The sequence below is a fragment of the Streptomyces griseorubiginosus genome (assembly GCF_001514195.1).
GTDB classification, from domain to species: domain Bacteria; phylum Actinomycetota; class Actinomycetes; order Streptomycetales; family Streptomycetaceae; genus Streptomyces; species Streptomyces griseorubiginosus.
Genome location: NZ_KQ948738.1, coordinates 402,421 through 428,938, shown reverse-complemented (window position 1 = coordinate 428,938; position 26,518 = coordinate 402,421). Strand labels below are relative to the sequence as shown.

Annotated in this window: 24 protein-coding genes; 11 read left to right on the top strand and 13 right to left on the bottom strand. The window is 71.0% G+C overall.

Annotated elements, in window-relative coordinates; all coding sequences use genetic code 11:
• The first annotated feature begins 52 nt into the window (after window positions 1-52).
• The 9 genes from AQJ54_RS24615 (at window position 53) to AQJ54_RS24575 (ending at window position 13,535) form a co-directional block, all read left to right on the top strand.
• Entirely contained in the window at window positions 53-1,300 is a 1,248-nt protein-coding gene (locus AQJ54_RS24615) for a sugar ABC transporter substrate-binding protein (RefSeq protein ID WP_062241008.1), read from the top strand.
• Between the two features lie 23 nt (window positions 1,301-1,323).
• Entirely contained in the window at window positions 1,324-2,274 is a 951-nt protein-coding gene (locus tag AQJ54_RS24610) for a carbohydrate ABC transporter permease (RefSeq protein WP_063806460.1), read from the top strand.
• Window positions 2,271-3,080: a carbohydrate ABC transporter permease gene (locus tag AQJ54_RS24605; protein WP_062241006.1), complete on the top strand. Its 810-nt coding sequence runs from the start codon at window positions 2,271-2,273 to the stop codon at window positions 3,078-3,080. The genes AQJ54_RS24610 and AQJ54_RS24605 overlap by 4 nt, the downstream gene beginning before the upstream one ends.
• A gap of 77 nt (window positions 3,081-3,157) precedes the next feature.
• Window positions 3,158-4,885 (top strand): amylo-alpha-1,6-glucosidase, encoded by a 1,728-nt coding sequence (locus AQJ54_RS24600; protein WP_062241004.1) that lies wholly within the window; start codon window positions 3,158-3,160, stop codon window positions 4,883-4,885.
• Window positions 4,886-5,135: 250 nt separating this feature from the next.
• Window positions 5,136-6,128 (top strand): tetratricopeptide repeat protein, encoded by a 993-nt coding sequence (locus AQJ54_RS24595; RefSeq protein ID WP_062026299.1) that lies wholly within the window; start codon window positions 5,136-5,138, stop codon window positions 6,126-6,128.
• Window positions 6,129-6,189: 61 nt separating this feature from the next.
• Window positions 6,190-8,016, top strand: coding sequence for an HSP90 family protein (locus AQJ54_RS24590; protein ID WP_062241001.1), 1,827 nt, complete (start codon window positions 6,190-6,192; stop codon window positions 8,014-8,016).
• Window positions 8,017-8,018: 2 nt separating this feature from the next.
• Window positions 8,019-11,021: a tetratricopeptide repeat protein gene (locus tag AQJ54_RS24585; protein WP_062240999.1), complete on the top strand. Its 3,003-nt coding sequence runs from the start codon at window positions 8,019-8,021 to the stop codon at window positions 11,019-11,021.
• 91 nt (window positions 11,022-11,112) lie between these two features.
• Complete coding sequence (locus AQJ54_RS24580) at window positions 11,113-11,958, top strand: endonuclease/exonuclease/phosphatase family protein (protein ID WP_062240997.1); 846 nt, start codon at window positions 11,113-11,115, stop codon at window positions 11,956-11,958.
• A gap of 155 nt (window positions 11,959-12,113) precedes the next feature.
• Entirely contained in the window at window positions 12,114-13,535 is a 1,422-nt protein-coding gene (locus tag AQJ54_RS24575) for a DEAD/DEAH box helicase (protein ID WP_062240995.1), read from the top strand.
• A gap of 85 nt (window positions 13,536-13,620) precedes the next feature.
• Here AQJ54_RS24575 and AQJ54_RS45730 read toward each other — a convergent pair whose 3' ends face one another.
• The 13 genes from AQJ54_RS45730 to AQJ54_RS24515 form a co-directional block, all read right to left on the bottom strand.
• Entirely contained in the window at window positions 13,621-13,761 is a 141-nt protein-coding gene (locus tag AQJ54_RS45730; RefSeq protein ID WP_159055551.1) for a hypothetical protein, read from the bottom strand.
• Window positions 13,754-14,488: a 4'-phosphopantetheinyl transferase family protein gene (locus AQJ54_RS24570; protein WP_062240993.1), complete on the bottom strand. Its 735-nt coding sequence runs from the start codon at window positions 14,486-14,488 to the stop codon at window positions 13,754-13,756. Before AQJ54_RS24570 ends, AQJ54_RS45730 begins: the two co-directional genes overlap by 8 nt.
• Entirely contained in the window at window positions 14,485-14,676 is a 192-nt protein-coding gene (locus AQJ54_RS24565; protein WP_159055550.1) for a hypothetical protein, read from the bottom strand. The genes AQJ54_RS24570 and AQJ54_RS24565 overlap by 4 nt, the downstream gene beginning before the upstream one ends.
• The gene (locus AQJ54_RS24560; protein ID WP_062026306.1) at window positions 14,673-15,074 is read right to left on the bottom strand and encodes a lipocalin-like domain-containing protein; all 402 of its coding nucleotides are present in this window, start codon (window positions 15,072-15,074) and stop codon (window positions 14,673-14,675) included. Before AQJ54_RS24560 ends, AQJ54_RS24565 begins: the two co-directional genes overlap by 4 nt.
• Window positions 15,075-15,239: 165 nt before the next feature.
• Window positions 15,240-16,148: an alpha/beta hydrolase gene (locus AQJ54_RS24555; RefSeq protein ID WP_107121391.1), complete on the bottom strand. Its 909-nt coding sequence runs from the start codon at window positions 16,146-16,148 to the stop codon at window positions 15,240-15,242.
• Window positions 16,145-17,095, bottom strand: coding sequence for an aromatase/cyclase (locus tag AQJ54_RS24550; protein WP_062026307.1), 951 nt, complete (start codon window positions 17,093-17,095; stop codon window positions 16,145-16,147). Before AQJ54_RS24550 ends, AQJ54_RS24555 begins: the two co-directional genes overlap by 4 nt.
• Before the next feature lie 27 nt (window positions 17,096-17,122).
• Window positions 17,123-17,908: a 3-oxoacyl-ACP reductase FabG gene (fabG, locus tag AQJ54_RS24545; RefSeq protein ID WP_062240989.1), complete on the bottom strand. Its 786-nt coding sequence runs from the start codon at window positions 17,906-17,908 to the stop codon at window positions 17,123-17,125.
• A 57-nt stretch (window positions 17,909-17,965) separates the two neighbouring features.
• Entirely contained in the window at window positions 17,966-18,229 is a 264-nt protein-coding gene (locus AQJ54_RS24540; protein ID WP_062026309.1) for an acyl carrier protein, read from the bottom strand.
• Between the two features lie 68 nt (window positions 18,230-18,297).
• Window positions 18,298-19,491: a ketosynthase chain-length factor gene (locus AQJ54_RS24535; protein WP_062240988.1), complete on the bottom strand. Its 1,194-nt coding sequence runs from the start codon at window positions 19,489-19,491 to the stop codon at window positions 18,298-18,300.
• On the bottom strand, window positions 19,488-20,759 hold the full coding sequence (locus AQJ54_RS24530) for a beta-ketoacyl-[acyl-carrier-protein] synthase family protein (RefSeq protein ID WP_062240986.1): 1,272 nt from the start codon (window positions 20,757-20,759) through the stop codon (window positions 19,488-19,490). The genes AQJ54_RS24535 and AQJ54_RS24530 overlap by 4 nt, the downstream gene beginning before the upstream one ends.
• Window positions 20,756-21,427 (bottom strand): TcmI family type II polyketide cyclase, encoded by a 672-nt coding sequence (locus AQJ54_RS47625; protein ID WP_159055549.1) that lies wholly within the window; start codon window positions 21,425-21,427, stop codon window positions 20,756-20,758. Before AQJ54_RS47625 ends, AQJ54_RS24530 begins: the two co-directional genes overlap by 4 nt.
• Window positions 21,428-21,710: 283 nt before the next feature.
• The gene (locus AQJ54_RS24520; RefSeq protein ID WP_243659675.1) at window positions 21,711-22,388 is read right to left on the bottom strand and encodes a response regulator transcription factor; all 678 of its coding nucleotides are present in this window, start codon (window positions 22,386-22,388) and stop codon (window positions 21,711-21,713) included.
• Between the two features lie 363 nt (window positions 22,389-22,751).
• The gene (locus tag AQJ54_RS24515) at window positions 22,752-24,215 is read right to left on the bottom strand and encodes an MFS transporter (protein WP_062240984.1); all 1,464 of its coding nucleotides are present in this window, start codon (window positions 24,213-24,215) and stop codon (window positions 22,752-22,754) included.
• A 227-nt stretch (window positions 24,216-24,442) separates the two neighbouring features.
• On the opposite strand from AQJ54_RS24515, the gene AQJ54_RS24510 reads away from it, so the two are divergent.
• Together AQJ54_RS24510 and AQJ54_RS24505 are read left to right on the top strand one after the other, a co-directional pair.
• Complete coding sequence (locus tag AQJ54_RS24510) at window positions 24,443-25,147, top strand: TetR/AcrR family transcriptional regulator C-terminal domain-containing protein (protein ID WP_062026313.1); 705 nt, start codon at window positions 24,443-24,445, stop codon at window positions 25,145-25,147.
• A 139-nt stretch (window positions 25,148-25,286) separates the two neighbouring features.
• Window positions 25,287-26,513, top strand: a complete 1,227-nt coding sequence (locus AQJ54_RS24505) for a cytochrome P450 (RefSeq protein WP_062026314.1) — start codon at window positions 25,287-25,289, stop codon at window positions 26,511-26,513.
• The last annotated feature ends 5 nt before the right edge of the window (window positions 26,514-26,518 follow it).

Genomic DNA, 26,518 nt, shown 5'->3' with positions numbered 1-26,518 from the left:
TCCCGACCCCTTCCCGCGGCACCCGCATGCCACGAACCCGTAGGAGTCCACCATGAACAGCTTCCTGGGACGGCCCCGCCCGACCGCAGCGGTCCTGCTCGTGCTGGCCGTCGCCACCACCGCCACGGCCTGCGGCTCCGGCTCGGGCGGCAGCGGCACCAAGGCCGCCGACAGCGGCACGTACACCGTCTGGGACCCGTACCCGCAGTTCACCAAGGGCTCGGCCTGGACCGACCTGCTCGACAAGTGCGGCACCGCGGCCGGCGTGAAGGTCAAGCGGACCGCCTTCGACACCAGCGACCTCGCCAACAAGACCCTGCTCGCCGCCCAGCAGGGCAACTCCCCGGACGTCCTCGTCGTCGACAACCCGGTCGTCTCCACGCTGGCCGAGGCGGGAGTCCTCACCACGACCGAGGAGAACAAGCTCGACACCTCGAAGGTCGACCCCAACCTCCTCGCGGCCGGCCAGTCCGGCGGCAAGACGTACGGCACCCCCATCGGCGCCAACACCCTCGCGCTCTACTACAACAAGAAGGTCCTCGAGGGCGCGGGAGTGGACATCGCCTCGGTGAAGGACTGGCCGACGCTCACGGCGGCCCTGGCGAAGGTGAAGAAGGCCGGCAAGAAGGGCATCACCTTCTCCGCGATCGGCACCGAGGAGGGCAGCTTCCAGTTCCTGCCGTGGTTCTGGGGTGCGGGCGCCCAGCTGACCCGACTCGACTCCGCCCAGGGCCAGTCGGCGCTCTCCCTGTGGAAGGACTGGCTGAAGGCCGGCTACGCCCCCAACTCGGTCCTCAACAACACCCAGACCACCAGCTGGCAGGAGTTCGCGACCGGCGACTACGCGTTCGCGGAGAACGGCACCTGGCAGCTCGCCAACGCCAGGAAGGCCGGTTTCGCGTACGGCGTCCTCCCGATACCGGGCGCCTCCGGCGGCAACGCACCCGCCCCGACCGGCGGGGAGTTCGTCACCCTCCCGGCCCAGAAGGACACCGCCCGCTACACCACCTCCCAGAAGCTGGCCGGCTGCCTGACCAGCACCCAGAACCTCTACGCCACCGACACCACCCTGTCCTACGTGGCCCCCACCACCGAGGTCCAGGACAAGCAGGTGGCGGCCGAGGCCGAACTGAAGCCGTGGGTCGCCGCGGTCCGCACCGCCAAGGGCCGTACCAGTGACGACCTGGGCACCAAGTACCCGAAGATCTCGGAGCAGTTGTGGAAGGCCGTCCAGTCCGCCCTCAGCGGTTCCAAGTCCCCGAAGGACGCGCTGACCGAAGCCCAGTCCGCCGCCAAGTGAGCACCTCCCGGAGTCAGTTGACGATCCGCACGACCCAAGCGCCGCCCCCGCGGACCGAGTCCCGGGGCGCGGCCCCCCAGCCCCGGCGCCGGCCTGCCTCCCCCCTGTGGGCCGCCTGGGCCTTCCTCGCCCCCGTCACCCTCTACCTCGGCCTCTTCTACGCCTATCCGCTCTACCGCAACCTCGACCTGAGCCTGCGCGACTACACCGTCCGCTCCTTCGTCCAGGGCGACGCGCCGTTCACGGGACTGGCCAACTACCGCAAGATCCTGGACGATCCGACCTTCGCCCCGGCCCTGCTGCACACCGCGGTCTTCACCGCCGTCTGTCTGGTCTTCCAGTACGCCATCGGACTGGCCCTCGCGGTCTTCTTCCACCAGAACTTCCGGCTCTCCGCCACCCTGCGGGCCCTGTTCCTGGTGCCCTGGCTGCTGCCGCTGATCGTGTCGGCGTCCACCTGGTCCTGGATGCTCAACAGCGAATCGGGCGTCGTCAACACCCTGCTGGGCGCCCTCGGGGTCGGCCCGGTCAACTGGCTGACCTCACCGTCGTGGTCCCTGACCTCGGTGATCATCGCGAACATCTGGATCGGCGTCCCGTTCAACCTGGTCGTGCTCCACAGCGGCCTCCAGTCCATCCCGGCCGGCCTGTACGAGGCGGCCGCACTGGACGGCGCGGGCGCCTGGCAGCGCTTCTGGCGCATCACCTTCCCGCTGCTGCGCCCGGTCTCCGCGATCACGCTGCTGCTGGGCCTCGTCTACACGCTCAAGGTCTTCGACATCATCTGGATCATGACCAAGGGCGGTCCCGCGGACTCGTCCACCACCTTCGCCACCTGGTCCTACCGGCTCGGCTTCGGCAACCTGCTGCCCGCCTTCGGCCCGGGAGCCGCCGTGGGCAACCTGCTGGTGGTTGCCGCCCTGGTCTTCGGCCTGATCTACGTGCGGGTGCAGCGGAAGCAGGCACTGTCATGACACGACCCCTGAAGACGGCCCTCGGCCTGCTGTTCACCGGGATCATGCTCTTCCCGGTGTACTGGATGGTCAACGTGTCCTTCACCCGCGACCAGGACATGCGCAAGAGCCCGCCCGACCTGTTCCCCGTCCACGGCACCCTCGCCGGCTACCGGACCGTCCTCGACGAGCAGTTGCCCTACCTCGGCACCAGCCTGGTCATCGGCCTCGGCACCGTGGTGCTCACCGTGGCCCTGGCCGCGCCCGCCGGCTACGCGCTCGCCAAGCTGCGCCCACGCGGCGGCGGAGTGCTCGGCTTCCTGCTCCTGGCCGCCCAGATGATCCCGGGCATCATCATGGCCATGGGCTTCTACGCCATCTACCTCCAGCTCGGCCTGCTCCAGTCCGTCCCCGGCCTGATCGTCGCCGACTCCACCCTGGCGGTCCCGTTCGCGGTGCTCATCTTCACCGCGTTCATGTCCGGCATCCCCGGCGAACTCCTCCAGGCCGCCCAGGTGGACGGGGCGCGCGCCCTGCGCACCTTCTGGTCGGTGGTCCTGCCGATGAGCCGCAACGCCGTCGTCACGGTTTCGCTGTTCGCGTTCCTGTGGTCGTGGTCCGACTTCGTCTTCGCGGGGACCCTGGTCAACGGCGGCGCCCACGAGCCCATCACGCTCGGCATCTACCACTACATCGGCAACAACAACCAGGAGTGGAACGCCATCATGGCCACCGCCGTCGTGGCCTCGCTGCCGGCCGCCGTCATCCTCGTGCTGGCCCAGCGTTATGTCGCCGCGGGCGTCACGGCCGGCGCGGTCAAGGACTGAGACCGGCGACGCATCCCTCCCTCCGGCGATCCCCGACGATCCCTGACGATTCCTGCTCGAGAAACGAGTGCCTTTTGATGACCGCCGACCGCTCCGGCCCGGCCTTCTCCGTCCATGACATCCCGTTCAGCACGTACGGATCCTGGTTCGGCATCTCCCCCGTGCTGGCGGAGAAGAGGCGGGCCGAGGACCTCCACCTCGTCTCGCACCAGAACGGCATGCACGCCGTCCTGAGCCTCGTACCGCTCGCCCCCGCCACCGGCGAGCGGGCCGAGACCCTGATCGAGGCGAGTCCCGGGCTGCTGAGCTGGACCGGTCCGGACGGCCGGGGCGACCTCGCCTACGAGTCGCCGGACACGGTACGGCTGCGCGGCGCCGGTCTGCCGCTCAGGATCTCGGCGGCGGCCCGGACGCTGACCCCGTTCAGCGGCACCTACTTCTACCGCGAACCGGCCGCCGACGCCTACGTGTTCACGTCGTACGAGACCGGCCGCCGCTACCGTGTCACCGTGCTGTCCGGGAGCGTGACGGACCTGTTCGGCAGCCAGGCACTGGGCGCCGCCGACCGCGGCCTCACCGTCGCCGGTGACAGCTGGGAGCTCGCGGTCGAGGAACTCGACACGGCCCGGCCCCCCTACGTCCCGACGGCCGTGTTCGCCAAGGTGGTCGAAGCCGCGCGGAACTCCTTCGCGGACTTCGCCGACCGCGTGGCCCCCTGGCGGTCGTCCGCCACCCCGGCCGCCGAACTCGCCGCTTACGTCCTGTGGTCCGCGACCGTCCGCCCGGCCGGACTCGTCACCCGGCCCGGCGTCCTGATGTCCAAGCACTGGATGGACAAGGTCTGGAGCTGGGACCACTGCTTCAACGCCCTCGCCCTGGCGCCCGGTTGCCCCGAGCTGGCCCGTGACCAGTTCCAGCTGCCCTTCGACCACCAGGACGAGTCCGGGGCCCTGCCCGACTCGGTCACCCACTCCGAGGTGCTCCACAACTTCGTCAAACCGCCCATCCACGGCTGGACGTCCGGCCTCCTGCGCCGTCGGCTGCCCGCGCCCCCCGACCGGGCGGAACTGACGGTGACGTACGAGCGGCTGGCCCGCTGGACGGAGTTCTGGCTCACCGCCCGGCGTGCTCCCGGCGCCGACCTGCCGCACTACCAGCACGGCAACGACAGCGGCTGGGACAACGCCACCACCTTCGACCCCGAACGCGTCGTCGTCACCGCCGACCTGGCCGCCTTCCTCGTCCTCCAGCTCCGTGAACTCGCCGAACTGGCGACCCTGTTGGACCGCCCGGACGAAGCCGCCCGGTGGACGCGGGTCGCCGAGGAGACCCAGCGGGCGATGCTGGACCAGCTCTGGACCGGCGACCGGTTCGTGGCCCGTGGCGTCGACAGCGGCGACACCTGGAGCACGGCGAGCCTGCTCGACCTGGTGCCCGTGGTGCTGGGCGAGCATCTGCCCCCGGAGATCGGCGCGGTGCTGGCCGACCGTGTCGAGGCCCATCTGACCCCGTACGGCCTGGCCACCGAGCGGCCGGACTCGCCGCACTACCTCTCCGACGGCTACTGGCGCGGCCCCATCTGGGCCCCCGCCACGATCCTGGTCGAGGACGGTTTGCGCCGCGGTGGCCACCACCGGCTGGCGGACGAGATCAGCGCCCGTTTCCGCGCGCTGTGCGAGGCCCACGGCTTCGCGGAGAACTTCGACGCCCTGACCGGCACGGGGCTGCGCGACCGCGCCTACACCTGGACGGCCGCCGCCTACCTCCTCCTCGCAGAGGCCCACCTCCGGCGGGACGCCGGGTGAGGCGTCGGTGGGCTTGTCGGCCGGCCGTAGCAGCGGAAGGTGAGGGCAGCCGGCACTGGTGGGCGGGGCCAGTCCCCGCGCACCGCCCCTGACGCCCTCGCGTTCGACGCGCTGGTCCGGGCCGCCTGCTGAGACCCCCCGCCCGGCGCGGCCGGACCGTGCAGTCCTCGTGAAAACCCGGTGGAAGCGCTGTCGGTGGGTCCCCTTATGCTGCACCGGACGATCACGCGGGACCAGGGGAGGGCGCGTCATGTTCGGCAAGCTGTTCGGTGGGGGCCGGGAGAGACCGACGGCGGATCCGCACGCCCTGCCCGTACCGCGCAAGCAGAAGAACGGGGTGTACGCCCTGCGCGCGCTCGGCGACGCCCGGGTGCTCGCCCTCGTGGAGGCGGCCGACGCCGGAGACTGGGCGGCGGTCAAGGCGGCCCTCGTCCCCTTCGACCTCGGCCGCGAGCAGGCGGTCCTGGGTCAACTGACCGACGTGGACGGCCTGGAGGAATGGATCGTCCGGGCCGCCGAGGAGGACAAGGACGACAAGCGGCTCCGGGCGACCGCCCTGCTGATCTCGGGTGCGCGCCATGTCGCCTGGGGCTGGGAGGCGCGTACGTCCGCCCGTGCCGTGGACGTCAGCCGCGGACAGTGGGAGACCTTCTACGAGCGGCTGCGCATCGCCGAGGAACACCTGCTGGAGGCCGCCGAGTTGCAGCCCGACTGGGTCACGCCCTGGCGCCATCTGCTCACCTCGGGACGCGGCATGTCCGTCGACGACAGCGTCCAGGACGCCCGGCTCGCGGCCGGTCTGCGCCGTGATCCGCTGAACCTGGACCTCCACCTGGAGTGGGTGTCGCACCTCCAGCCCCGCTGGGGCGGAGAGCCCGGCCAGGCCCTGGAGTTCGCCCGCAAGGCCTTCGCCGCCGCACCCGACGGGCACCGGCTCGGCTGTGCCGTCGCCATGGCCCACATCGAGGACTGGGTGGAGTCCGACAGCCGCGACTGCCTCCAGGACCCGCGGATCCGCACCGAGTTGAGGGAAGCGGCGGAGCGCAGCATCCTGCACCACGCGTACGAACGCCGTCTGGGCTGGCAGGGCGACTACAACATCTTCGCGATGGCCCTGTCCCTGGCGGGCAGCAGCACGGCCTCCAACGTCTTCCGCGAGCTGGACGGCGTCTTCACCGAGTGGCCGTGGACCTTCATGGCGGACCCGCAGAAGGTCTACGCCCGCTTCCGCAAGGCCTTCTGAGCCGCCGGGCCGCACACGGTCCCCGCCCGCCCTTCCGCCACGACCTGACCCGGACTGCCCCATGCCCCTGCCGCACGACGCCGCCACCGACCGCACCTTCCAGGTCGACCTCCGCGGCCTGGTGGACCTCCTCTCCCACCACCTCTACTCCAGCCCCCGCGTCTACCTGCGCGAACTCCTCCAGAACGCGGTCGACGCCCTCACCGCGCGGCACGCGATCGAGCCGCACGGCGACTTCGGCATCCGCCTGTACGCCGACGGCTCGGTCGTCCGGGTCGAGGACGACGGCGTCGGTCTCACCGAGGCCGACGTGCACACCTTCCTCGCCACCATCGGCCGCAGCAGCAAGCGCGCCGAGCAGGTCGCCGAGCAACGCGCGGACTTCATCGGGCAGTTCGGCATCGGCCTGCTCTCCTGTTTCCTCGTCGCCGACGAGATCCACGTCGTCAGCCGCTCCGCCCGCACCCCCGACGCGCCCGCCGTGGAATGGCGGGGCCGCGGCGACGGCAGCTACACCGTCCGCACCCTGCCCGCCTCCGCCCGCCCCCGGCCCGGCACCACGGTCACCCTGACCCCGCGCGCCGACGCGGGCGAGTGGACCCGCCCGGCCCAAGTGCACACACTGGCCCGCCACTTCGGCTCCCTGCTGCGGCACCCGGTGACCTTCGACGACGGCACGGGCGGCACCGCCGTCCCGGTGAACCCCGAGCCCGCACCCTGGGCGCGCGCCCACCCGACGCCGGGTGCCCGCTCCCGCGCGCTGGCCGCCTACGGCGAGGACGTCTTCGGATTCACCCCGCTGGACACCATCGAACTCGACCTGCCCGCCGTGGGCCTCAAGGGCATCGCCTGCGTCCTTCCCGAGGCGGTCCCGGCCGGGCGCCGCCACGGGCACCGCGTGCACGTCAAGGGCATGCTGCTGTCCGAGCAGGCCGAGGAGATCCTGCCCGACTGGGCGTTCTTCGTCCGCTGCGTCGTGGACGCCGAGAGCCTGCGCCCGACGGCCTCCCGCGAGTCCCTGTACGAGGACGACACCCTCGCCGCGGTCCGCGACGCCCTCGCCGAACGGCTGCGGGACTGGATCGCCCGCGCCGCCGCCAGCGACCCCGAACTGCTCGGCCGCTTCCTCCAGGCCCACCACCTGGCCGTCAAGTCCCTCGCCGTGCACGACGACGAGATCCTCCGGATGCTGCTGCCCTGGCTGCCGTTCGAGACCACCGACGGGCACTGCACCCTCGACGAGTTCGCCCGCACCCACCCCACCGTGCTCGTGACCTCCAGCGTCGAGGAGTTCCGGCAGGTCGCCGCCATCGCCTCGGCCGCCGGTCTCGGCGTCGTCAACGGCGGCTACACCTACGACCGCGAACTGGTCCACCGGCTGCCCGAGATCCGGCCCGAGGCCACCGTCGCCGACCTCGACCCGGCGACCCTCACCGCCCACCTCGACCCCGTCGACCGGGAGACCGAACTCGCCGCCTCGGCCTACCTCGCCCAGGCCCGTGAGGCCCTCGCCGTCTTCGACTGCGACGTCGCGCTGCGCACCTTCCACCCCGCCTCGGCCCCCGCCCTCCTCGTCGACAGCCGCGAGGCCCGGCACGAACGCACCCGCTCCCGGCTCGCCCGCGAGCAGCAGGGCGGAGTGTGGGGCGACATCCTCGGCGCCCTGCGCCAGGAGGCCCCCCGCGCCCAGCTGATCCTCAACCAGCTCAACCCGCTGGTCCGCACCGCCGTCACCATCGACGAACCCGAACTGGCCCGCACCAGCGCCGAAGCCCTCTACGGCCAGGCCGCGATGCTGTCCCGGCGCCCGCTCAGGCCCGCCGAGTCGAGCCTCATCAACCGCTCCTTCCTCGACCTCCTCGCCCACGCCCTCCGCAAGGACAGCTGACGATGCCGACCGCACCCCAGAACACCGACGAGCTGTACCAGGCCCTCCAGGCGAACGACGAGCGCCCCTACGGCCGTACCCGCACCGTCACCGCCGAGGAACTCGTCGACGCCGCCGAGCAGTTCGAGGAGCCCGTCCCGCTCATCCACGCCCTCCTCGAACTCCAGGAGGCGTACACCTACGGTTCCGAGCCCCGGAAGTCGCCCGTCGTCTTCGCCCGGCTGCTGAACCTCTTCGACGAGCAGCCCGACCTCTTCGACGAGCGGCTGCGGTACATGCTGTTCTGGCGGTTCAAGTGGGTGTCCAACGCCCTGCGCCAGCTGCCCGAGATACCGCTTACCGGCCTGAACCAGTGGCTCACGGAGATGCGCGAGCGCTACGAGAAGGCCGGCCTGGGCCTCCAGCCCTACTACGGGGAGGCGTACCAGCTCGCGGCGCACACCGGCGAGGACACCACCCTCGCCTACGAGCTGTGGGCGGCCCGCACCCGGACCCGGTTCAGCGACTGCGAGGCCTGCGAGATCTGCCGACGCGCCTGCCACCACCTCACCGCCGGTGACGACGAACGGGCCCTGGCCGTCTGGGAGCCCGTCCTCGCCGGCAAGGAGTCCTGCCAGGAGGAACCGGCCCGCTCCGTGTCGTACGCGCTGCTGCCCCTGCTGCGCACCGGCCGCGTCGAACGGGCCAGGGAACTGCACCTCGCCGGGTACCGCGGCTGCCGTCGCAACCCCTCGATGGCCGGCGAGGTCGGCCGGCACCTGGAGTTCTGCGCGCTGACCGGCAACGAGGCGCGCGGCCTCGAACTGCTCGCCGAGAACCGCAACCTCTTCGACGAGGTCGACTCCCCGCTGGAACAGCTCGACTTCCTCACCGGCGTCGAGGTCCTCCTCCAGCGGGTCGAGTCCCTCGGCCACGGCGAGTTGCCGGCCGCCGGCCACCCGGGCCGCACCTGGACGGTGTCCGGCCTGCGCGCCGAGGTGCGGACCCGCGCCGACGACCTCGCCGCCCGCTTCGACACCCGCAACGGCACCACCACCGTGACCGACCGCCGCCGGGCCCGCCTGGACCGGGCCCCGCTCCTGGACGCGCTGGAACTCACCCTGCGCACCCGCAGCCTCGACGACGTGGCCCCGGCCGCACCGGCTGCGGCACCGGCTCCCCGCGCAGCCGAGGCCGTACCCGAATCACTGTCCGAACTCATCCTCCGGGCAAGGGCCCTGGACGAGAAGGGGCACCCGGACACCCGCGCCTGCTGGACCCGCTTGCGCACGCTCGTCGCCGCCCCCGACTACACCCACCCCGACGACCCGGCCGTCGGTCCGCTCGTCCTGCTGCGCGCCGACCTGCTGTCCGACGAGGCGAGCCAGGCCGGCGAGAAGGACGACCACGCCGAGGCCGCCGCCCTCCACGAGGAGGCCGCGGCCCTCTACGAGGACGCGGGAGAACCCGGTCACGCGGCGGTGGAGCGCGGCACCGCCCTCCTCGCCGAGGCCGAGCGCGCCGAGGGAGCCGAGGCGAAGGCCGCCGTGCTCACCGACGCCCACGCGACCATGGTCCGTCTGCACGAGAGCACGACCGGCCTCCCCCCTTACCAGGAGGCCCGCCTGCTGCGCCTGCGCGCCACCCTGCTCGGCATGCGCCTCCAGTGGACGAGGAGCGAGGAGCACATCGCGCCGGTCTTCGCCGAGCTGGACCTGCTGCACACCTTCGCCACCCGGCACGACGTCGCCGGGCAGATCTCCGGCGGCCTGCTGCTGCGCGCCACCACCCATGCCCTGGCGGGCGACCTGCCCGCCGCGCTCGCCGAGATCGACGCCCTGCTCGAACGGCTCAGGTCCCAGGGCCCCGACTGGCACCTGCCCCGGACGCTGGGACTGCGCGGCCGTCTCCAGCTCGGGCTCCAGGACGCCCAGGCCGCATACACCGACTTCGCCGAGGCGCTCCGCCTGTCCGGTCAGTGGCAGGGCGACACGATCGACCCCTCCCGTCTCCTCGCCGACCTCGCCGAGGCCTGTATGCACCTCGGCCGCCCCGACGAGGCACTGCGGCACCTGACCCGCGCCGCGGAGACGGACCTGCGCCGCGACAGGCGGATCGACGCGTTCTGCACCTACAGCAACGCGGCCCGTCTCAGCCTGGACCTCGGCCGCGTCGAGGACTGCATCGCCCTGCTCGACTCCGTGCTCGCCGAACCGGACGTCGCCGCCGGTGAACTGGACGACCGGCTCACCGCGCAGTTGCGCCTGACCCGGGCCCGCGCGCTGCGGGCGGGGGAGGACCTCAAGGCCGCCACCGCGGAGTTCGCCGCCCTCGCCGCCGAGTCGGCCGACTGGGACGACGACCCCGGCAGCCACGCCATGATCGCCGCGGAGACGGCCGTACTCCTCGGTGAGTCCGGCGAGTTCGACCGGGCCCGCGAGGCGGCGGACCAGGCGATCGCCGCGCACCGCCTGGCCCCGCGCCACGAGCAGCTGAGCAACTCCCTGCGTGAACTGGCCTGTCTCCAGGCCCAGCAGCAGGGCCCCGACGGCCTCCCGGCCGCGCTCGCCTACCTCGCCGACGCGGGCAGGATCGCGGACGAGGCCCGGATCGCGGACGAGGCCGGGGAGGCCCGGATCGCCGACGAGAACCGGATCGCGGACGAGGCCGGAGAGGCCGAGCACGGAACCCACGGCGTATCCGAGACCCGCGGTCCCTCCCTGGACACCGCGCTCGCCTACGAGTACGGGCGGGTGAACGCCTACGGCCGCGCGTACGAGGACGCTCTGGCCGCTCTGGAGAAGGCCCAGGCCCTGCTGGGTGAGCCGGGGCCGGAGGACGACTGGGCCGGGCAGTGGGCCGAGTGCGTCCGCCTGACGGGGGTCGTGGAGGGCCTCTACCTCAAGCGCACCGCCCCGGCGCTCACCCGCCTCGACGCGGCGGTCTCCCACCTGACCGCCCTGGGCCACGAGGAAGAGACCGCCCCCCTGGCCTCGCTGGCGGCCCGACTGCGCGACGAGGAGTGACCAGGTTCCGTCGGGGCGGGGAACGAACCGAGTCCCTGGCATCGTTGACGTAGACGTCAGTCGCCCTGTGGTCCATGTCGAGGAGGCAAGGGTGCTCGGAAAGGGCACGTGGTTGGTCGTCGGTGCGCTGGTCCTGGCCTGGATGGTGCTCTCCGGTCCCAGCGCGCCGAGCGGTGCCCTCGACGCCGGGTCCGCGCCCGCCGAGCCGGCCAGGAAGGCCGTACCGAACCGGGTCATGACCTGGAACCTCTGCAACCCCTGCGAGACGGGCAACGACGACCGGGCCGCCGAGATCGCCAAGTACGCGCCCCAGGTCGTCGGCCTCCAGGAAGCCTGCGTGGGTGACGTCGAGAAGATCCGGGACTACCTGGAGAACCTCCACGGGCTCGTCTACCACGTCGAGTACGGGCCGGTCCTCAAGAGCTGGGGCCGGTGCGGGGGAGCGCCGTGGAACCCGGGCGGCTACGGCGAGGCGATCCTGTCGGCGGCCCCGATGACCCATGTCGTCGCCAGGGAGTACCCCGACGGCGGTTCCGAGGACCGCGGGTACATGGAGGTCACCACCACGGTGGGCGGCCGCAAGGTCCGGCTCCTCAACACCCACCTCGCCGAACGACGCCAGGAGGCGGTCCGGGCGGAGCAGGTCGGCGTGCTCGCCGCCGAGGTCGCCCGGTACGACCGCGCGATCGTCATCGGGGACTTCAACGCGGTGCCGTACGCCTCCGAACTCGCCCCGATGTGGAAACTGGCCGCGGACGCGGACCCCGAGTGCCACCCCTCACGGTCCGGCCCCTGCGAGCCGACCACCGACTGGCAGAGCAAGTTCGACTACGTCTTCCTCCGCGACGTCGCCCCCCTCAGCCAGCACGTCCGCCCCACCGCCGTCTCGGACCACCACCTCGTGTACGCCGACCTGTCCCTGACCGCGCGCCCGTAGCAGGACGGACAGCGCACCCCTCGGCAGGACACCGGCGCGTGCTACTGTCGGGGGTTTGCAGTGTCGCCGTGCCGGGTTCCGTCCGGGATTCCAGGCCGGTGACCGCGTCCCCGCCGCGCCTTCCTCGGTACGGTCCCTTCGGAGGAAGGCTTTCAGTGAGCGATGCAGCACGTGCCGACGCCCGGCAGCAGGACGAGGCGCCCGGCGACCTCTCGGTGACGCCCCCGGTGGCGTCCTTCGCCGATCTCGGGCTGCCGGCGGAACTGCTGCGGACGCTCGCCGAGCACCAGGTGACCGTGCCGTTCCCCGTGCAGGCGGCGACGCTGCCGAACGCCCTCGCGGGCCGCGACGTCCTGGGCCGCGGCCGTACCGGATCCGGCAAGACGCTCGCCTTCGGCCTGGGCCTGCTCGCCCGGACGGCCGGGCGGCGCGCCCAGCCCAAGGAGCCGCTGGCGCTCGTCCTGGTGCCCACCCGGGAGCTCGCCCAGCAGGTGGGAGAGGCGCTCACCCCGTACGCCGACGCCCTGCGGCTGCGGCTCGCGACCGTCGTGGGCGGAGTGTCCGTCGGACGGCAGGCAGCCGCCCTGCGCGACGGCGCCGAGATCGTCGTCGCCACGCCCGGCCGGCTGCACGACCTCATCGAGCGCAAGGCCTGCCGCCTGGGACGGGTGCGCGTCACCGTCCTCGACGAGGCCGACCAGATGTGCGACATGGGATTCCTGCCGCAGGTCACCGAGATCCTGGACCAGGTGCGCCCCGACGGGCAGCGCATGCTGTTCTCCGCCACCCTCGACCGCGACGTCGACCAACTGGTCCGGAGCTACCTGCGCGAGCCCGCCGTCCACTCCGTCGACCCCTCCTCCAGCGCGGTCACCGCGATCGAACACCACGTCTTCGTCGTGCACGGCCCGGACCGGTACGCCGTGACCACGGAGATCGCCGCCCGGGACGGCCGCGTCCTGCTCTTCCTGGACACCAAGCACGGCGTCGACCAGCTCACCCGGCACCTGCGGGCCAGCGGTGTGCCCGCCGCCGCCCTGCACAGTGGCAAGTCCCAGCCGCAACGCACCCGCACCCTGGCCCAGTTCAAGAACGGTCAGGTCACCGCGCTGGTGGCGACCAACGTCGCCGCCCGCGGCCTGCACGTCGACGACCTCGACCTGGTGGTCAACGTCGACCCGGCCACCGACCCCAAGGACTATCTGCACCGTGCGGGCCGCACGGCCCGGGCCGGCCGCTCCGGAACCGTGGTCACCCTCGTCCTGTCGGGACAGCGCCGCGAGACGAGCCAGGTCATGGCGGACGCCGACGTCACCCCGCAGATCAGCAAAGTACGGTCGGGCGAGGCCCAGTTGACCCGGATCACCGGCGCCAGGACCCCCTCCGGGGCCCCCCTTGACGGCGGCCCCGCCGCCGCACGCCCCAAGAACCACAACACCCCGTTCCGAGGCCTGGGCAGCACCAAGGACCCGCAGACCGGCTCCGGCGCCAAGCCGTCCCGCCCCTCCCGCAAGACCGACGAGGCCCGCAAACTCGCGGAGGCCCGCAGGGCGGCCCGGGTGCGGCGCGGCGGCTGAGCCCGGACGGGCCGAGTCCCTGACGAAATCACGCCGACCGTGGTCCGGATCGCCTTGCGCGACGGCGGTGCGGCGGACCTGTACGTCAGTTGACGCTGCGCCAGATGTGCTGCTCCGCCTCCACGTCGTAGGCGTCCCGGCTCTCGTCGTCGCGGGGCGCCTGCTCGGGTGCCTCGGCGGGGTCGTCGGCCCCGGCCATGCGGTTCTGCTGCGCGAGATCATTCATGAAAGCGGTCCGTCCTTCCGGTGTTCAGGGCTGTCTCTCGAAACGGGGTCACGAACACGGGTTCCCGGGGTGGTTCGCCTGCGGACGAGCCCACCGCGGCGACGTATCCGCCGGGGAGCCGGAAGGCTCTGAACTCCGCGGCGGCGTAAGGGGTGCGCGCGGCAAGCGGGAAACGGGTGCCCGGGCACTCGAACCCGATATTGCGCAGGCCCGCACGCAGGCCCTGGCCGGTCAGTTTGGCGGCTGCCTCTTTCAGCACCCACAAGGCCGCCCGGCGCTCCTCGCCCCGCGGCACGGCCCTCAGGGCCGCCCGCTCGCCGGGGCCGAGGAAAGCGTGGTCGGGCAGCCGCGTCACACGTGCCACCTGCTCCGTGTCGACTCCCACCCGCGCCTCCAGGGCCGCGGCGGCCAGCGCGTACCGGCCGCCGTGCGCGATGCTCAGTGACAACTGCGGCCTGCCCACCACGTACGGCTGCCCGCCGGGACGCTGCCCGGTGCTCAGGGTCGTCCATGGGGAGCCGACGATGCGTGCGGCCGCCCGGCGGGCCAGCCACCGTCCGATCAGCGAGCGGGTCCGGTCGGCGGCCAGCCGCTTGCGCAGCACCCGCTCGCGTTCGGTCGGCGACAGCACGTTCAACACCGCGTGGGCGAGTTCCTCGGTGCCCGGAGAGCGCAGGTCGTACGCGAGGAGCAGCACGCGCGGGGGGCCGGCGGCGCCCGGGGTCATGTGTCCTCCAGTCCCAGCCGTCCGAGGTGCGCGGCCACCGCCGCGGTGCTCCGACCGTCCGCCCGGTCCTGCTCCGGGCCGGCGGCCACGGCGTGCATCGCTCCGGGGGCGAAGATGCTCAGGGCCACCAGCAGGGGGTGGTCGCCGGCCTCGGCCGTCCCGGCGAGTGTCTCCACCAGGGTGCTCATCGGGCGCCCCCGGACCGATCGGCCCTGCGCCACACGAGGACCCGCCGCTGCGGACGGTCGTCCACCTCCCGGGTGGCGCGGACGGTGAGGACGTCTCCGTCGAGTTCGGCGTCCCGCGACTGCTCGACGCCGATCCAGTCCCGGCGCGACGAGATGTGGATACGGTGCACGAGCTTCCCGTCCTGCTCCCACCACTCGCCCGCGTATCCCATGTACGAAGGGCCCGGCGCCGCGGAGTGGCCGGTGGGCATCATGCTCACCGAGACGTGGCCGTCGGGCGTGTAGATCAGCATGCCCGACGGGGCCGGGCCGAGAGGGCCCTCTCCCACGGGCCGCCCGGCCTCGTCCACGTCGTGGAAGGCGTCCAGGTGCCACACGCCGACGATGTGCTGGGTCATGTCCGGTCCTGCTTTCTGAACGTGGGTCTGATCGGGTCGGGTGTTCGCGATCGGGGAACCAGCGGCCAGGGGAACGAGCGGCCAGTAGAACCAGGAGCAGTAGCACCAGGGGCCAGGGGAACCGGCGGCCAGTAGAACCTGCGGCCAGGGGGGCCCGCAGCGGTGTCAGGCGCTGCGGGAGGACACCAGCGCGGGGCTCCGCTCCGATTCCCGCCACCGCAGGCACTCCTCCGCGAAGCCGAGGGCTCGGAGGTGGTAGGCGCGGGCCGTCCAGCCGAGGCTGATGTTGTGGCCCGCGTCGGGCTGAAGGTCCGTCACCACGCGGGGGGCCGAGCTCAGCCGCGACCGCAGCCGGGCGACCGCCTGCTGGTCGTGCTGCCACCAGGCCTCGTGCTCGGCGAAGGTGAACCGGACCGGCACCCGGATCCGCCCGGCGAAGTCGGCGAACTCCTCCGGCCAGCGCACCGCGTCCGCGAACTCGCGCGGCGGAACCGAGGCGACGACGGCGCCGCTGGCCTGGAACGTCCCCGGCGGATACAGCCGCAGCGGCCCCCAGTTGAGCTGCCAGCCGCGTCGTCCGTGCGTGTCCCGGGCGCTGAACGGCACCGCGTACTCGCCGCCGCAGCCGGAGACGTCGAGGCCGAGCAGGTGCGGCACCGTGCCGTCCGCGGCCATCCGCAGCGTCGGCTTTCCGCCGAACGAATGGGCGAGGAGGAAGACGCCGCTGCCCGTGTCGTACCGCGCCGTCAGGGAGCGCAGGGCCGCGCCGAGCGTCGCCGCCTGTTCCGCGACGCCCTGCCCCTGGGGCAGCTGCCGGGCCGAGAGGCCGTAGCCCGGGCGGTCCACGGCCACCGCCGCGAACCCGAGGCTCGTGGCGAGGTCGAGGAACGACGTGTCCGGGTGGGCCGGTCCGTGGAAGTACGAGGCGCTCATCCCGGCTCCGTGCAGGGCGACGACCATCGCCCTGCACGGAGCCTGTGACGGGAGGGCGAGCAGCGCGGACAGGGTGATGCCGTCCGCGTCCAGGGTGATGCCGCGCACTCCCGCCGGGGCGGCCGGCTGTGCCACCGTCACGGACGGTCGCCCCCGGCGCGCCCCTCGGCGAACGACTTCGCCAGACCGAGGGTCGCCATGCTGTTGGTGCTCAGCGCCGTACGGACGTAGCCGATCGCGTCCTGCAGGGTCGCGTCCGCGCCCAGGATCTTCGCGATGTTCTCGGTGTTGACCGTGAACGTGTGCTGCGAGGAGGCCGTGACGCCGTCCTCGGTCGGCGTGATGGTCCAGCGGCCGGTGTGCAGCGTGATCAGGGCGGGCAGGGTGACCTGCTTGTAGGCGATCCGGTGGTGCGGCAGGCACACGCGGTACGACTTCGTGGTGTGCGAGCTGCCGTCCTTGGACAGGGTGTCCATCTCCAGCGTCTGCACGCCGGGTGCCGGCTCCTCGAGCCGTACCGCGAGGACGTGCGGCAGGCGGTCCGTCCACAAATCCGCCCGGTCGATGAACTCGTACACGTCAGCGGCGGACCCGCTGATCGCGATCGTGTCCTCGAAGGAGCAGGTCCTTTCGTCGGTGGCGCCCTCGGACTCGGCGATCGCCCGCAGGTTCTCCAGTTCCGAGCGGGAGTTGCCGTCCACCACCTCGTCGAGCCAGGCCAGGCTCTCGGTGTCGACCGCCTGGTAGTCGTGGTCGAGGCGCACCAGCGCGTCTCCGGAGGGCAGCGCTTCTATGTGCCAGGTGCCGCCCATCGCGGCCACGGGAGGTGTGCTGACCTCCTGCCGGAACCGGATGCGGAGGTTCTCCGGGTCGAGGATCCGGCGCGAGGTCCAGTTCTTGACGGTGTCACCGGCCGTCGCCCAGATACGGATGCGCTCCTCGCGTTCGCCGCGCTCCACTTGGTCGACGTAGATGTTCGGGGGAAACAGCCGGGGCCAGTCCTCGGCATGCGCGAGCATGCGGTAGACGGTTTCGGCGGGGGCCGAGATCTTGATCTCGTGACGGGACTCGTGCAGCTCCGACGGCATGGGGAACTCCTTCGCGCTCGGGGATGGTCAGAAGTTGCCGAGGCCGCCGCAGACGTTCAGGGCCTGCGCGGTGATGGACGCCGCCGTGTCGGTCACCAGGTAACCGACCAGGCCCGCCACTTCCTCGGGGGTGGAGTAGCGGCCCAGCGGGATCTTGGCCTGGAACTTCTCCAGGATCGCCGACTCCGGGGAACCGGACAGGCGGGAGTAGTTCTGCCGTACCCGCTCCGCCATCGGGGTCTCGACATAGCCCGGGCAGACCGCGTTGACCGTGATGCCGGTGGGGGCCAGTTCGTTGCCCAGCGCCTTGGTGAAGCCGACGACGCCGTGCTTGGAGGCGGAGTACGGCGCGCCGAGGACGACGCCCTGCTTGCCGGCGGTGGAGGCGATGTTGACGATGCGCCCCCAGTCCTTGTGCCGCATTCCGCCCGCGGTCAGCACCTCGCGGGTCAGGCGGAACACGCTGTTGAGGTTGGTCTCGATGATGTCGTCCCACAGCTCGTTCGGGATGTCGGCGGTGACGCCACCGCCGGGGATCCCCGCGTTGTTGACGAGCACGTCGACGGTGCCGAAACGCTCGACGGCCGCCTGGACGAACCCGCGGACCGAGTCCAGGGACCGCACGTCGAGGACCACGCCGTCCACGTCGAGCTGCTCCTCCTGGAGGTGCTTGACGGTCGCGACGACCTTGTCCTCGGAGCGGGAGCCGATGAACACCCGGTGCCCCTGCCCGGCCAGCAGCCGGGTGACGGCGAGGCCGATGCCGCTGGTGGCACCCGTCACCAGGACGACCCGGCTCTTCTGCTCTGTCATGTCCCCTCTTTCCCTGTGGTGTGTCTGTGGTTTTCCTGCGCTGCCGGGCTGTTGCGGTCAGGCGGCCTGGGCGACCAGGTGGGCGGAGACGGCGTCGAGGAGGGCGCGCGGGGTGGTCGCGTCGCCCACGACGGTCTCGTCCAGCTCGATGCCGTACTCCCGCTCGACGCGGCTGGCGGTCTCCAGCAGGGCGAGCGAGTCGTAGCCGATGTCCGCGAAGTCGGTGTCGAGGACATCCCCGTCGAGACCGGTGCCGTCGGGGGCGCCGGAGCCTTCGAGGAGGATCCGCTTGAGGTCGTCGAGGGTGAAGGTGCGGGACATGGTGAGCCTTCCTGTCTGCTTCTGCTTGTGGTGGGAGTGGGAGCGTGTGGAAGAAGGTGCGGTGGCGCTCAGGAGCGCACGACCATGGCCGAGTTGAAGCCGCCGTGACCTCGGGCGAGGACGAGCGCGGTGCGCAGGCGGGCGGCACGGGGTTGGGAGACGACCAGGTCGAGGCCGTACCGTTCGGCCGGCTCGGTGTGGACCGTCGGCGGGATCGTGTCCTCGGCCAGGGCGAGGAAGGCCGTGGCCAGGTCGAGTGCCGCGCCCCCGGCGTACAGCCGCCCCGTCATCGTCTTCGGCGCGGTGACCGGGACTCCGTGCGGCCCGAAGACCTCGACGATCGCCTCTGCCTCGACACGGTCGAGCTCCGGCTCGGCCGCCGCGTCGGCGAACACCACGTCCACGTCGGCCGGAGTCACGCCCGCGTCGGCGAGGGCGAGTTCCACGGCCCTGCGCAGCCCGGGTTCGGCTCCGTCGAAGGTGGCGGCGTACCCGGCGATCTCCCCGTACACCTTGGCGCCGCGGGTCTTCGCGGAGTCGGCCGACTCCATGATGAGCAGGGCACCACCCTCACCGGCCACATGGCCGGCGGCCCGGTCGTCGAAGGGCAGGTAGGCGTGGGTCGGCTCCGCGGCCGTGCAGAGGCGGCCACTGGTGAGCAGTCCTGTCCAGCCCCAGGAGCACAGCAGCGCGTCCACGGCGCCGGCGACGACGAGCGAGGTGCCCTTGCGGATCTGGCGCCGGGCCTGGGCCACCGCGTCCAGACCGCCGGCCTGGTCCGTGACGACCACTCCGCTGGGGCCCTTCATCCCGTGCCGGATGGAGATCTGGCCGGTGTTGACCGCGTAGAACCAGGCGAACGACTGGTACGCGCTCACGTACTGGCTGCCCTTGCTCCACAGGTTCTTCAGCTCCTGCTGGCTGAAGGCGAACCCGCCCGCCGAGCTTGCCGTGCTCACGCCCATGCTGAACTCGGGCAGGTCGGCCGGCGTCACCCCGGCGTCGGCGAGGGCCCAGTCCGCTGCGACGAGCGAGAGCCGGGTGACCCGGTCGGTCTGGGGCATCAGCCTGCTGGGCAGGTGGTCCTCGGCCGTGAAGCCGTTGATCTCGCCGGCGAGCTTCGCCGGGTACCGGGAGGAGTCGAAGTGGGTGAGCGGGCCGATGCCGCTCTTGCCGGCGAGGGTCGCGTTCCAGAAGTCCTGGCCGCCGAGTCCGTTGGGCGCCGCCACGCCCAGGCCGGTCACCACCACTGGGGCCGTCATGCCGCGCTCCTTTCGGGCTGGGCCAGGACCATCGCGCTCTGGAACCCGCCGAAGCCGCTGCCGACCGTGAGGACGGCGTCGACGAGCTGGTCGCGGGACGTGAGCGGCACGTAGTCCAGGTCGCACTCGGGGTCGGGGGTGTGCAGGTTCGCGGTGGGCGGCACCACGTTGTGCTGGATCGCGAGGATCGATGCGGCGATCTCGATGGAGCCGATCGCGCCGAGCGAGTGCCCCACCATGGACTTGATGGAGCTCACCGGGGTGCGGTACGCGTGGTCGCCCAGGCTGCGCTTGAACGCGGCGGTCTCGTGACGGTCGTTCTGCTTGGTCCCCGAGCCGTGCGCGTTGATGTAGTCGATGTCCGTGGGGTTCATCCGGGCCTCGTCGAGGGCGACGGTGATCGCCTCGGCCATCTCCGCGCCGTCGGCGCGCAGGCCCGTCATGTGGTACGCGTTGCTCCGGGTCGCGTATCCCGCGATCTCCGCGTAGATACGGGCACCCCGGCGCCGCGCGCTCTCGAGTTCTTCCAGGACGAACGCCGCGGCGCCCTCGCCGAGCACGAACCCGTTGCGGGTGCCGTCGAAGGGCCGGGAGGCCTGCTCCGGTTCGTCGTTGCGCGGTGTGGTCGCCTTGATCGCGTCGAAGCAGGCGAGGGTGATCGGTGAGATCGGCGCGTCGGTGGCGCCGGTGACCACGACGTCGGCCGTGCCCTCCCGGATCAGTTCGGCGGCGTAGCCCACGGAGTCGAGTCCGGAGGTGCAGCCCGCCGACACCACGCTGCTCGGTCCCTGTGCGCCGACGGCGCGGGCGACCTCGGCCGCGAAGGAGCTCGGTACGAAGTAGTTGTAGAAGTACGGGTCGGCGTAGGTGTGGTCGACCAGATCGAGGCGGCCGTCGTCACTGACCATCCGGTAGTCCTCGTCGAGGCTCATGGTGGAGCCGACGGCGGTACCGACGGTGACGCCGATCCGGTAGGGGTCGAGAGCGTCGAGGGCCAGGCCGCTGTCGGTGACGGCGCCGCGCGCGGCGACCACCGCGAACTGGGCGGCCCGGTCCATCCGCCGGACCTCCTGCCGGGTCAGGCCGTGCGCGTACGGGTCGAAGTCGACCTCGGCGGCCACGCGGGAGCGGAACGGGCTGGGGTCGAAGAAGGTGATGCCCCGGGTCGCGGTGCGTCCCTCGGTGAGCAACTCCCAGAACTTCCGGGCGCCGACTCCGCCGGGGGCGAGGACCTCGACGCCGGTGATGACGACTCGTCGCGCGGTCATGCCGAGGCCTCCCAGAGGTAGAAGCGGTGGGCGATCTGGTCGGCGGTGGAGCGCCAGCGCTCCGGGGCGTACTTCTTGACCAGCGGGTCGAGGTCGGCGCAGATCTTCACGAAGCGCGGGTCGGCCTGCTTCCACGCCTGGTCGATCACGGCCGTGCCGTTCTCGCTCGGGAAGTCCTGGATGTGGAAGTACACGCCGTGGTACGAGAACAGCTGCCGGCGCCGGGTGCCCATCCGGTACGGGAAGTCGGTGGCGTCCAGTTCGCCGAAGAGCCGGGCGACCTCCGGGACGACCTCGTCGGCGACACGGTTCACGATGACCGTGCTGTGCAGGCCGGTCTCCTTGTCCACGGGCGGGTCTCCCTCCCAGTGGTAGAAGGTCGCGGCACGGTCGTCGGCGAGGGTCGGGTCGTATGCCGTGATCAGGGGCGCCAGCCGCTCGCGGAGCTCGGTCGCCCGCGAATCCTTCGCCGCTGCCTCGGCCTTCTTGTCGGCGTTCTCTCCGGTGAAGTCCTGGATGTGGACGAACACGTCGTAGTAGCTGTACAGCTGCCGGCGTTTCAGGCCGGGTATTCCGGGCGCGGTCGCCGCGTCGAATTCGGCGAAGATCTCGGATATCTCCTTTCCGTATTCCCCGTTCAACCTGCCCACGCTCACCACAGTGAACATGCCCTGCCCTCCCGTTCCGTTCCGACGCATCGGATTATGCAGTCACTATTCACCAGGGCTCGTTGTGCTCTCAACACGTTCCACTTCATAAGTTCTACATTTCCGCGAAGGTAAGTGTCAGGTTTGCTCATGCGGAACTCAGCGGCAGGTCAGGGAAATGTCAGACGGGCAGTTCAGGGCATGAGAAAGCCGCCGCCGCAGCTGGAGGAGCTGCGGCGGCGGCCGGAAAAGGCTTTCTCTTCTGTTATGACATCGAGGCTACGTCCGTGTTACGACGTCACCGCTACGGTCGCCCGATGCGGAAGCCGACGCCCCGCACGGTGAGAATCCAGGACTTCTCACCGAGTTTGCCGCGAATGCTGCTGACGTGTGTGTCGACCGTGCGGCGCGACCAGGAGTCGTTCCAGACCTGTCGCATGATGTGCTCGCGCGAGATGACACTGTCGGGATTGGCCGCGAGCAGTCGGAGGAGGTCGAATTCCTTGCGGCTCATCGGGATCATCCGGTTGTGCAGCTGCACTTCGCGGGTGAGGGTGTCGATCCGCAGGGGTCCGTGCTCGATGATGTGCTCACCCTGCCGGCGCGGAGTCGCGCGCCGCATCACCGCGTCCATACGGGCCAGGAGTTCCCGGAATCCGTAGGGCTTGACCACGTAGTCGTCGGCCCCGGCCTGGAGGGCCAGCACGCAGTCCAGCTCGGAGTCGCGGTCGGTGACCACGATGATCGGGATGTCACAGGTGGCCCGGATGGCCCGGCACACCTCCAGCCCGTCGATGTCGGGCAGGTCCGGGCCCAGCAGCACCACATCCGCCTGGTCGTAGACGTCGAGCGCCTTGGCGCCGGTGTCGACGCAGGTCACCTGGTGCACATGCCGGCCCAGCGCCTCGCTCAGCAGCTCCCGCTGCCGGTGCCCGCTCTCGACGAGGAGCACCTGCCAGGTGTCGAACGCCGGCAACGACACGGGCAGAGGCCGCGCCGGCAGCACGGCGGCGCTCCCGCGGTACCGATGCCGATCGGTCCCACCGACCGCCTCCGGCCGTATGTCACTTTCCGATATCACGGCACTCTGATTCATCCATACCCCCATGTTCTGGATGTGCGACAGACGGCAATCTCGATCAATTTTTCGTAAAGCTTTGTTTCCCTTTCACCTATCGATCGAGATTCCGGCCGGGACTCACGTTGACTTCATCGGCAACCGTGGCGAATCAAGCATGTACGGTAGGTCGCGATACGCCAAGGCCGCATAGAAATTTCTGCTCGGTGGCTGAATTCTTTCGGCCTGGCGAGATGTGGTGCGGTATGGCCTGCGCGGGACGGTGTGTCACACCTCTACGTGCCGTACAGCGCGCTCGGGCAGCCACAAGGTGCACAGTGCGGCGCCCGCGACGAACGCGACCGCCACCAGGAGACCCGTCGAGGCCGCCGTCGTGAAGGCCGACGCCCCGTGCCCGCGCTCTCCGTCCAGTACGGAGAAGAAGACCGTGCCGAGCACCGAGGCGCCGAGCGCGTTGCCCACCTGCTGGGCGGAGCTCAGGGTGCCCGCGGCGGAGCCGGTCTCCTCCTCGTCGACGCCCGAGAGCACGATGTCGAAGAACGGCGCGATGGCGAGCCCGGAACCGATGCCGACGACCGCGAGCGCGGGGGAGAGCCACCAGGCGTTCACCGGGTCGTCCTGCACGGCGATCGTGCCCAGTGCGGCCAGCAGACCGGCGGCGACGGCGGCGAACCCGAGGAACATCGTCCGTCGCGCCATTCCGAGCGCCTGGGAGAAGCCGAACCCGAGCAGCATGCCGGCCGCCTGCGCGATCGTGGCGAGTCCCGACTTCAGCGGGCTCATGCCGAGGCCCAACTGGAAGAAGAGGCTGAACAGCAGCGCGCCGCCCATCATCACGCTGAAGAAGAGGATGCCGACGGACAGCCCGGAGACGAACGCCTTCTTCCCGAACAGCGAGGGAGTGATGAGTGTCGACAGGCCCTTGGCCGCCCGCTGGATCTGGTAGCGGACGAAGCCGGCGAGGGCGCCGACGCCAGCGGCCAGCAGCACGAACACCCACCACGGCCAGCCCAGCTCACGGCCCTGCACGAGCGAGAAGATCACGGCGGCCATCCCGGCCGCGGCGATCAGGGCGCCCACCACGTCGATCCTGAGGTCCTTCTGCCGTGTCGACCTGGGCAGCACGGCGAATCCGGCCAGCAGGGCGAGGCCGCCGATGGGAACGTTGACGGCGAAGATCATCCGCCAGCCCCAGCCGAAGTAGTCCGCGTCGACCAGCCAGCCCGCCACGATCGGCCCGGCCACGCCGGACAGCGCCATCGCGGGCCCGGTCACACCGAAGGCCACGGCCACCTTGTCCGGCGGGAACACGCTCCGGATGATGCCGAGCGCCTGCGGAACCATCAGCGCACCGAGCAGACCCTGCAGGATCCGGGCGGTGATCAGGGTCTCCGGGTTGGTCGCCAGCGCCGAGACCAGCGAGGTCGCGGTGAATCCGGCCAGGCCGACCAGGAAGAGGTTCTTGCGGCCGTACTTGTCGCCGAGCCGCCCGCCGATGAGCAGTCCGGCAGCCATGGCGATGGTGTATCCGGCCGCGAGCCATTGGATGAACTCCTGCGAGCCGCCCATGTCGCGCGTGATCGTCGGTCCGGCGATCGTGGTGACCAGCGAATCGAGCAGATCCATGATCTCGCCGATGAGAATGACGCCGACGGCCGCCCATGCCCGCCTGGCAGAGACCCCGGGGCTCTCGGGCAAGGCCACGGACTGCGGCGTTTCGGTAGTGGACATGCCGACCTCCTGGGTCGAGACAGCTGAGGGTGCCGCCCACGGTGGTCGGGACCCCCCGATGAACGGTGTTCTCTGTTGGAATGATGTTGTCTTGCACTGAACGCTGTCACGCAAGCGAACGATGTTCTACTCTAGAATCATGTTCGGCGTCAACCCGAGCCAGAGCACCACGGTCCGATCCGAACCCGCGCCTTCGGGCGCCTGTCCTCACCGGTAAGGTTTTCGAGATGCATCAGAAGTCGAACACCGACGAGGTGCCCGTCCCCCCGTGGGAGGCGCGCCGGAAAGCCGCTGCACCCCCGCGCGTTCCGCTCACGGCGGAGCGGATCGTCGACGCCGCGCTCGCGGTCGTCGACGCGGAGGGCACCGCGGCGGTCACGATGCGCCGGGTCGCGGGCGACCTGGGCGTGGTCGCCTCCAGCCTGTACGCGCATGTGCAGAACCGTGAGGAGTTGCTCCTCCTGGTCCTCGAGCGCGTGATGAAGGAGGTCGGCGTCCCGGAGGTCACCGGGCAGTGGGACAAGGACCTCAAGGCGCACTACACGAAGATGCAGCGGGTGCTGTCCGCCCACGGCGACATCGCCCTCTACAACTTCGCCGCGTTCCCTCCCACCGCCATCGGCGTGGCCATCACCGAGCGGCTGCTGTCGGTGCTGCTGAACGTGGGCGTCTCCGCGAAGACCGCGTCCTGGGCCCTGCACCGGCTCACCCTCTACACGACGGCCGACGTGTACGAGGGCTGGCGGCTGGCGCACAAGGACCTGGACGACTGGCTCGAGCCCGTCCGCGACTACTTCACCTCCCTGCCCGCGGACCGGTTCCCGTCCATCGCCGCCCACGTGGACGTCATGCTGGACGCCGACAGTGACGGCAGGTTCGAACTGGGCCTGGACATGCTGATCTCGGGACTGGCGACTTTCATCACGGACTGACCGGTTGTTTTCCGTGATGGATTTTGCTGCAGTTTTCCGGTCAGAGAATTGACAAAGAGCTGACTCTGGTCTGACGCCCAGGGAAAACAATAGCGCTAACGTTCATGCCGCCCCCCTCGGCTTAACCAAGGGAATAGCCATGAACGAGATCGCGACCGATGCCGTCCCGGAGTTTCCGATACTCCGCACCTGCCCGTTCAGCGTTCCGGACACGTACCGGAAACTGGACGAGGTGGGCGGCCGGGTGCACCAGATCCGGATGTCCGACGGGCGCTTGGCCTGGCTCATCACCAAGAACGAGGACGCCCGGGCGGTTCTTTCCGATGCCCGCTTCAGTTCCGAGAAACTTCGGCCCGGTTTTCCTGAACTGTCTCCGGGTGGACTCAAGGCGCTGACCTATTTCTCGCCGTTCCTCGTGAACATGGACGGCCCCGAGCACTCCCAGGCCCGGCGCGCGGTGCTCAGCGAGTTCTCCGTGCGCAGGATCAACGCGATGAAGCCGCGCATCCAGCGCATCGTCGACACGGCGATCGACCGGTTGCTGGCGCAGCCCGAGCGGCCGGTCGACTTCGTCGCCCACCTCGCGAACCCCGTGCCGACGCTGGTGCTCGAGACGTTCCTGGGCGTTCCGGCGGACGACCTCGACACCATCGAGCGCAACACCGAGAAGATGCTGCGCGAGGCCCGTACGGAAGAGGAGCAGCGGGCCGCCGCCGAGGGGCTCCATGCCCACCTCGACGCCGTCATCGCGGCCAAGGAGGAGAACCCGGCCGACGACTTCCTCAGCCGCCAGATCGAGCGGTCCCGCCGGGAGCGCGGCGGAGCCGCGGACCGGTTCGAACTCGCCAGCCTGGTGCAGTTGCTGCAGATCGCCGGACACGCCTCCAGCGCGGCGATGATCTCCCTGTCGGTGCTCACCCTGCTCTCCGACCCGGAGCAGCTGAAGGAGCTCGCCGCCGACCCCGACCGGACGCCGGCCGCGGTCGAGGAGCTGCTGCGCTTTCTGTCGATCACCGACACCGGGCCGTTGCGGATGGCCCTGGAGGACGTGGAGATCGGCGGCGTTCGCATCCGCGCGGGCGACGGCGTCATCATCCCCACCCTGCCGGCGAACCGGGACGCCGACGCGTTCCCCGACCCGGACCGCTTCGACATCCGGCGCACCCCCGACACCCGGCACGTCGCGTTCGGCTACGGGGCGCACCAGTGCCTCGGCCAGAACCTGGTGCGCGCCGAGCTCCAGATCCTCCTCGACCGGCTCTTCAGCCGCGTCCCGGACCTGCGGCTCGCCGTGGACCCCGGCGCTCTGCCCTTCAAGTACTTCGGCCAGTTCTTCGGCCCCAGCGAACTACCCGTCACCTGGTAGGAGGA